This window comes from Pseudomonas sp. SZ40 (genome assembly GCF_052958135.1).
Genome location: NZ_JBQWIF010000012.1, coordinates 143,146 through 150,749, shown reverse-complemented (window position 1 = coordinate 150,749; position 7,604 = coordinate 143,146). Strand labels below are relative to the sequence as shown.

The 7,604-nt window shown below is 60.8% G+C and carries 4 protein-coding genes; all 4 read right to left on the bottom strand.

Features of this window, described 5'->3' with window-relative positions:
* Nucleotides 1-1,608: 1,608 nt before the first annotated feature.
* A complete protein-coding gene (locus ACT9T4_RS12360) occupies nt 1,609-2,286 on the bottom strand; it encodes a hypothetical protein (protein WP_499117190.1) in 678 nt (225 codons plus the stop codon).
* Between the two features lie 188 nt (nt 2,287-2,474).
* Complete coding sequence (locus ACT9T4_RS12355; RefSeq protein WP_499117188.1) at nt 2,475-4,709, bottom strand: TonB-dependent siderophore receptor; 2,235 nt, start codon at nt 4,707-4,709, stop codon at nt 2,475-2,477.
* A 291-nt stretch (nt 4,710-5,000) separates the two neighbouring features.
* Nucleotides 5,001-5,444 (bottom strand): GNAT family N-acetyltransferase, encoded by a 444-nt coding sequence (locus ACT9T4_RS12350; protein ID WP_499117186.1) that lies wholly within the window; start codon nt 5,442-5,444, stop codon nt 5,001-5,003.
* Between the two features lie 158 nt (nt 5,445-5,602).
* The gene (gene cyoB, locus ACT9T4_RS12345) at nt 5,603-7,558 is read right to left on the bottom strand and encodes a cytochrome o ubiquinol oxidase subunit I (protein ID WP_499117184.1); all 1,956 of its coding nucleotides are present in this window, start codon (nt 7,556-7,558) and stop codon (nt 5,603-5,605) included.
* Between the last annotated feature and the right edge of the window lie 46 nt (nt 7,559-7,604).

Below are 7,604 nucleotides of genomic sequence, written 5' to 3'. Positions count from 1 at the left end.
GCTTGCGGGCGAATCATCGGGTCACCGCAGATTTAGCGGTAAGGCCGCCATCGTATCGCCCGCAAGCGGGCTCCTACAGGTCGGAATCTTCATGCTTTTGTAGGAATCGCAGGTCGGCGCGCCTATTTCGCGGGTGTGGAGCATCCATGTTGCAGACACCATCACCACCGTAGGAGCCCGCTTGCGGGCGAATCATCGGGTCACCGCAGATTTAGCGGTAAGGCCGCCATCGTATCGCCCGCAAGCGGGCTCCTACGGGCCGGAATATTCACACTTTTTTAGGAATCGCAGGTCGGCGCGCCTACTTCGCGGGTGTCGAACATCCATTTTGTAAACGCCACCACGACCGTAGGAGCCCGCTTGCGGGCGAATCATCGGGCCCAACGCAGATTCAGCGGTAAGGCCGCCATCGTATCGCCCGCAAGCGGGCTCCTACGGGTCGGAATCTTCATGCTTTTGTAGGAATCGCAGGTAGGCGCGCCTACTTCGCGGGTGTCGAACATCCATTTTGTAAACGCCACCACCATCGTAGGAGCCCGCTTGGGGGCGAATCACCGGGCCAACGCAGATTCAGCGGTATGGCCGCCATCGTATCGCCCGCAAGCGGGTTCCTACAGGTCGGAATCTCCATGCTATGTAGGAATCGCAGGTCGATGCGCCTATTTCGCGGGTGTCGAACATCCATTCTGCAAACACCATCACCACCGTAGGAGCCCGCTTGCGGGCGATCACCGGGCCGACGCAGATTCAGCGGGAAGGCCGCCATCGCATCGCCCGCAAGCGGGCTCCTACAGGTCGGAATCTTCATGCTTTTGTAGGAGTCGCGGGTCGACGCGCCTATTTCGCGGGTGTCGAACATCCATTTTGTAAACGCCACCACCACCGTAGGAGCCCGCTTGCGGGCGATCACCGGGCCTCCGCAGATTCAGCGGTATGGCCGCCATCGTATCGCCCGCAAGCGGGCTCCTACAGGTCGGAATCTTTATGCTTTTGTAAGAATTGCAGGTCGGCGCGCCTACTTCGCGGGTGTCGAACATCCATTTTGTAAACGCCACCACCATCGTAGGAGCCTGCTTGCGGGCGAATCATCGGGTCAACGCAGATTCAGCGGGAAGGCCGCCATCGTATCGCCCGCAAGCGGGCTCCTACGGGCCGGAATCTTCATGCTTTTGTAGGAATCGCAGGTCGGCGCGCCTACTTCACGGGTGTCGAACATCCATTTTGTAAACGCCACCACCACCGTAGGAGCCCGCTTGCGGGCGAATCATCGGGCCACCGCAGATTCAGCGGTATGGCCGCCATCGTATCGCCCGCAAGCGGGCTCCTACGGGCCGGAATCTCCATGCTATGTAGGAATCGCAGGTCGGCGCGCCTACTTCGCGGGTGTCGAGCATCCATTTTGTAAACACCATCACCACCGTAGGAGCCCGCTTGCGGGCGAATCATCGGGTCAACGCAGATTCAGTGGTAAGGCCGCCATCGTATCGCCCGCAAGCGGGCTCCTACGGGCTGGAATTTTCATGTTTGTGGGGGGCTGGAGCCTACGAGCCGCGGTCGTAGTGGTCGCCCCTTGGCAGCGGCATTCAGCGACCAGTCATGAGCGGGAAATTACCTGACTGTGGCCTGTGCATAATCGACCAGCCAATCGTGTACGTCCGAAGAACGGCCGGCCTTGTCGACCAGGAAGTGCGTGTCGCTCGTCGCCCAGGTGAGCCGCGTGAATACGTTGCCCTTGTCGTCTCTCGATTCGTACAGATAGCCGTAGGCATCGCCTACCTTGACGTTCGAGAGCTCTTTGATGGTGCGGTGCTGGGTGCGAGACAACGACAGGGCACGGATGAAAACATCGCCGTCCGGGCAGCTGTAGTAATACGCGCTTATCACTTCCTTTTTGCTGGTATGCAGAACGCCCATACCAGGGTTCTGGAGCGTGCACTTCACGAAGGCCGAAGGGGCGACTTGCGCAGGCGGCAGAGTAGGTTCGGCGCGGCCGGCAGGCACTGATGGCTCGCGCGCCGTCGAGCGTGCCTGCAGTTCCGAGATTTCGCTGAGCCGACTCTTCAGGTCCGCATCCGCAACCATCGTGCTCTTCGGCTGCCTTGCCTGAGTGACGATGAAGTCGATCATCGCGGCGCGCTCTCTAGCGCCAGCCCCGCCCACGCTTTCGTACAGGTAGGCGATCTCGCCCTGAGGTAGCGCGTGAATGGAGACCTGCTCGGTCGCCGCACCTGCGGCAGCCGAACCCAATGCGATTAGCGATAACGACACGAATGACATCCCTTTCATAACGAACACTCCCTTCCATGAGAGTGATTACCCTAGCAATCGCCAATCGAGGGCGCAAATGAGCGTGCCGATGCCTTCAGGCCTCGGCTGAGGCTTGCGAGGCGTTGCACGAAGCGTGCATCGGCGATGGGCCGAACGGCCGACGAGAAGAGAACTCCGCGACCTGCACGGTCGCGGAGTGAAACGCATCAGAAGCGGTACTTGGCCGATGCGGTCAGGCTGCGTGGAGCGCCGTAGGTGACGCCACCAAACGAATCGGACATATCGAAGTACTTCTCATTGGTCACGTTGTTGGCGTTGAGTTGTGCCGACAGGTTATCGGTGATGTCGTAGCGTGCCATCAGGTTAACCAGGGTGTAGGCATCCTGGCTGACCTTCTCGGTGCCGCCCTGTGGGTTGATGGCATAGGTGTAGATCGAATCCTGCCAATTCACCCCGCCACCAATGGTCAGCTTGTTGAGCGCGCCCGGCAGGCGGTAGGTGGTGAAGGTGCGCAGCAGCTTGGTCGGGTAAATCGTGTTGGCCGCATGACCGTCGGCGTCGCGCACCTTGAACTGGGTGTACCCGGCCGAAGCGTTCCAGCCTTCGGCCAGTTCGCCGGACACCTCCAGCTCGAAGCCTTCACTGGTCACGTCCGTTCCTTCATACCCGAATTCCTGCGGAGTTACGCCTGGAATATAGACGCCTGTGCTTTGCGCCAGATTATCCTGCTTGATCCTGAAGATCGCTGCCGAGGTGTTCAGGCGACCGTCAAGAAACTCGGCTTTCAAACCGGTTTCGTAGCTTTCGCCCACAATGGGCTCGAGCTGCTTGCGGCTCAAGTCACGCTCCGATTGTGGCAGGAAAATTTCCGTGTAGCTGACGTAGGCGGACAGGTTGTCGGTAAGGTCATAAACAACACCGGCATAGGGCGTGACTTCATTTTTGGCCTCCAGCTTGGAGCCCACCCGATCCTTCTTGTAGTTGCTGTTGCGTGCGCCGAGGATCACTTTCAGGTCATCGGCCACGTTCAGCCGGGTTGCCGCATAGACACCTTCCTGAGTGGTGGTACTGGCGTCGCTGTCGGTCAAGCCGCCCCAGTCTGGCTCGGGAATCGAATGGCCGAAATCGCTGTTGAAGTCGAAGCCAGCGCCCAGCCCGATATAGCCTCGGGTATCAGCGTCGAATTTCTGTTTGCTGTAGCTGTAGCCGAAGGCCAGGTCATGGCTGCGACCCAAGGCCTGGAACGGACCATCGACCTGGGCGAAGTAGTCGTACTGGGTGGTTTTCACTTTGTACGCACCGCCGTTGTAGCCAGCAAACGAGCCCTCCAACGCACCCGTGGCACGGTTTGGGAAGCCACTGGGATACATCAAGTAGGAGTCGGCATTGCGCTCGCTGTAGCTGTAGCCGATCTTGGCGTGCCAGTCGTTAGCGAAGGTGTGTTCCAGGTTGGCGAAATAGGTATCGGTGCTGGTGTCCCACTTACTCCAGTCCGTCGAAATGGACTTGGAGCGGCTCCAGTTAGTGCGGCCACCATCGGAGTACCACACTGGCAGCAACCCCCAGGCCGGCGACTTAGCCTTGTTATCCTGCTGGCTAAGGCCGAACCACAAAGTAGTGTCCGGCGTAAGGTCGACGTCCATGGTGGCGTAGAAGGTCTGGCGATTGTTACCCTTCATATCGATCCAGCTGTTGCCATCCTCGACTTCACCCACCAGGCGGCCACGCACGGTACCCGCTTCGTTGAGCGGCATGGAAATGTCGCCCAGGGTTCGGTAGGTGTCCCAACTACCCGCGCTGCCCTCGATCAAACCGGTCAATTCGCGACTGCTGGCTCGCTTGCGCACCATGTTCAGCGAGGCAGAGGGATCGCCTGCCCCCGTCATCAAGCCATTGGCACCCCGCACCACCTCAACTCGGTCATACATGGCCAGGCTGCCGAAAATCTCGCCCGAACTCCAAGGCTGTTCCCAGATGGTTGGCACACCATCGATCATCAACGAGTTGAGCTTGAAACCACGGGCGTTGATCTGCCCACGATCCGTCTCATAGCGATTCATGGACACGCCAACGGTATTGTTGACCACGTCGTTGATGGTACGCAGATCCTGGTCTTCCATACGCTGACGGGTAACCACACTCACCGACTGCGGCGTTTCACGCAGCGACATGTTCAGCGGTGTGGCGGTACGCGCAGCACGGCTGGTGTAGGACTGGGTACCTTCGGTCACGGCATCATCAGCGGGAGTGACGGTATCAGTGATGGCGGTCGCACCGAGCTCCAGTGGTGCGCCCTGCTCGGCCTGCTGGGCATGCACGAGGGGAGCGCCGAGCAGCGCACCGGCAGCCACGAGGCGCACGGCCAGCGCGAGGGAGCAGAGATTCATGCACGAAGCGCTGGCACCGGCATCCTGCTGACGAGAGGTTTTGTTATGGGACATGAGAGGCTCCGACAATAGCGCTTCGGGCGTCACCGCTCTCTTCCCTGAAACACGTGCGGGATGTGCAAGCAGACGGATTCGTCCGGGCAGGCATCGCCGCATCCGGTCTGCTATCCGTACCGGAACGATCAAGCTCACGCTGGGCATGCACCGATATCGGGATGACATCGGCAAAAACCGCGCGAGACTATGTAAACGAGTTAGATTTGTAAATGGCAATTCATCGCAAAAGCGATGAGTTGCCATTCTTGAGTAGCAGCTCTCGATTTCCGTGAATACGTCGAGGCCCGATCAACACGACCGCTGATAGCGAAGGTAGCCCTGAGCGCTGGCTCCGGCATGAACGAAGCCCGCGTGCTCGTACAGGATCACTGCGGGGTTGTCTGGGCGCACATGCAGGCCCAACCGGGTGAACCCCTGCGCCGCTGCCGAAGCCATATACGCCTCGAGCAGTGCCCGGCCGATACCGTTTCGTCGGTAAGCATCGCTGACGCTGATCGTGCAGAGCTCGGCATGGTCCTGCTCCGGCATCCACAACGAATAGCCAGCGAACATGCCGTCCACCTCGGCGACCGTGAGGCGGTCGATGTTCTCCACCCAACTGGTGAGATGCCGCTCCATCTGAAGCCGCCAGGCATCTTCATGGGCTGGCTCCCAAGTCCGGATGTAGGCCTCCTCTCCGCGATAAACCAGAGGAAGGTCGGTGATGCGGCCTGGTCGGAGTACGAGCGCCATCCGAACCTCCGGAGGTTGTGTGCGGGGGGTCATGATAAAGCGCACTGTCTGCCCGGAGTCAACGCTGGGGGCATGGAGCGATGGGGCCTAGGTCGAGGGCGAATTCAGAATCCGCCCTCATGCGTTGCCATCGCTGAGTCAGTGCTGCTGCCTGCGCGTCACCCCCGCCCCGCCGCCTCGATCCGCGCGATCTCGTCGGGTTGCACGTAGTAGTCGGTGTCTTCGTCATAACTGCGCACGATGAAGCAGGCGATGCTGGCCACGAAGCTGGCGCCCACCAGCCACCAGATGTGCCAGATCAAGGCGAAGCACATCAGGGTCATGAAGGCTGCGGCGATCAGGCCGATACCGGTGTTGCGCGGCATATGGATGGGCCGGAAGGTGGTCGGCGCGGGCTTGAGACCGTCGCGTTTCATCTCGTGGAATTCGTCGATGCGGTCGCCACGCGGGGTGACCGCGAAGTTGTAGAACGGTGGTGGTGACGAGGTCGACCATTCCAGGGTACGGGCATTCCAGGGGTCGCCGGTGTGGTCGGCCAGTTCCTTGCGCTTGATGATCGATACGGCGAACTGGATCAGCGTGCAGGCGATGCCCAGGCCGATCAGCACGGCACCGACCACGGCCACGTTCAGGTAGGGCTCCCATTCCGGGTTGGTGGTGCTGTTGAGGCGCCGGGTCATGCCCATGAAGCCCAGGATGTAGAGCGGCATGAACGCCAGGTAGAAGCCGGTCAACCAGAACCAGAACGATGCCTTGCCCCAACCTTCGTGGAGCCTGAAGCCGAACACTTTCGGGAACCAGAAGGTGATGCCGGCCATGTAGCCGAACACGGCGCCGCCAATGATCACGTTATGGAAATGGGCGACCAGGAACAGGCTGTTGTGCAGCAGGAAGTCGGCGCCCGGCACCGCCAGCAGCACGCCGGTCATGCCGCCGATGGAGAAGGTGACGATGAAGCCCAGGGTCCACAGGATCGGCGTGGTGAATTCCAGGCGGCCGCGGTACATGGTGAACAGCCAGGTGAAGATCTTCACCCCGGTCGGGATGGCGATGATCATCGTGGCGATGCCGAAGAAGGCGTTGACGCTGGCCCCCGAGCCCATGGTGAAGAAGTGGTGCAGCCAGACCACGAACGACAGGAAGGTGATGGCGATGGTCGCCCAGACCATCGAGACATACCCGAACAGGCGCTTGCGGGCGAACACCGCGGTCACTTCGGAAAACACCCCGAAGGCCGGCAGGATGAGGATGTACACCTCCGGGTGGCCCCAGGCCCAGACCAGGTTCACGTACATCATCGGGCTGCCGCCGCCGGTGCTGGTGAACAGGTGGAAGTCCAGATAGCGGTCCAGGGTCAGCATCGCCAGGGCGGCGGTGAGGATCGGGAAGGCGGCGACGATGATCACGCTGGTGCAGAAGATCGTCCAGGTGAAGATCGGCATCTTGAACAGGGTCATGCCCGGCGCGCGCATCTTGAGGATGGTGACCAGGAAGTTGACCCCGGTGAGCAGCGTGCCCAGCCCGGAGAGCTGCAAACTCCAGATGTAGTAGTCGACCCCGACCCCGGGGCTGTACTCGATGCCCGAGAGCGGCGGATAGGCCACCCAGCCGGTCATGGCGAATTCACCGACGAACAACGAGATGTTGGTCAGCAGCACGCCACCGACGAACAGCCAGAAACTCAGGGAGTTGAGCAGCGGATAGGCGACGTCACGGGCGCCGATCTGCAGCGGCGTGACGATGTTCATCAGGCCGACCACCAATGGCGTGGCGACGAAGAAGATCATGATCACGCCATGGGCGGTGAAGATCTGGTCGTAGTGATGGGGCGGCAGGTAGCCGCCGTCACCACCGGTGGCCACGGCCAGCTGGGTGCGCATCATGATGGCGTCGGCGAAGCCGCGCAGCAGCATGATCAGGGCGACGAGAATGTACATCACGCCGATCTTCTTGTGGTCGACCGAGGTCAGCCATTCGCGCCACAGCCAGCCCCACTTCCTGAAGTAGGTCAGCGCAGCGAACAGGCCCAGGCCGCCGAGCGCCACGGCGATCATGGTGACGACGAGAATGGGCTCGTGCAGGGGTATCGCGTCGAGGGTCAGTTTTCCGAGCATGTGTCGAATCGGCGCCGGCTGGCGGCGCACGGGCTCCTTGGGTCAG

Bases quoted from the DNA above. Each gene is read 5' to 3' on its own strand.
- ACT9T4_RS12355 (WP_499117188.1), bottom strand. From the start codon at position 4,709: ATGTCCCATAACAAAACCTCTCGTCAGCAGGATGCCGGTGCCAGCGCT.
- ACT9T4_RS12350 (WP_499117186.1), bottom strand. From the start codon at position 5,444: ATGGCGCTCGTACTCCGACCAGGCCGCATCACCGACCTTCCTCTGGTT.
- cyoB (WP_499117184.1), bottom strand. From the start codon at position 7,558: ATGCTCGGAAAACTGACCCTCGACGCGATACCCCTGCACGAGCCCATT.
- ACT9T4_RS12360 (WP_499117190.1), bottom strand. From the start codon at position 2,286: ATGAAAGGGATGTCATTCGTGTCGTTATCGCTAATCGCATTGGGTTCG.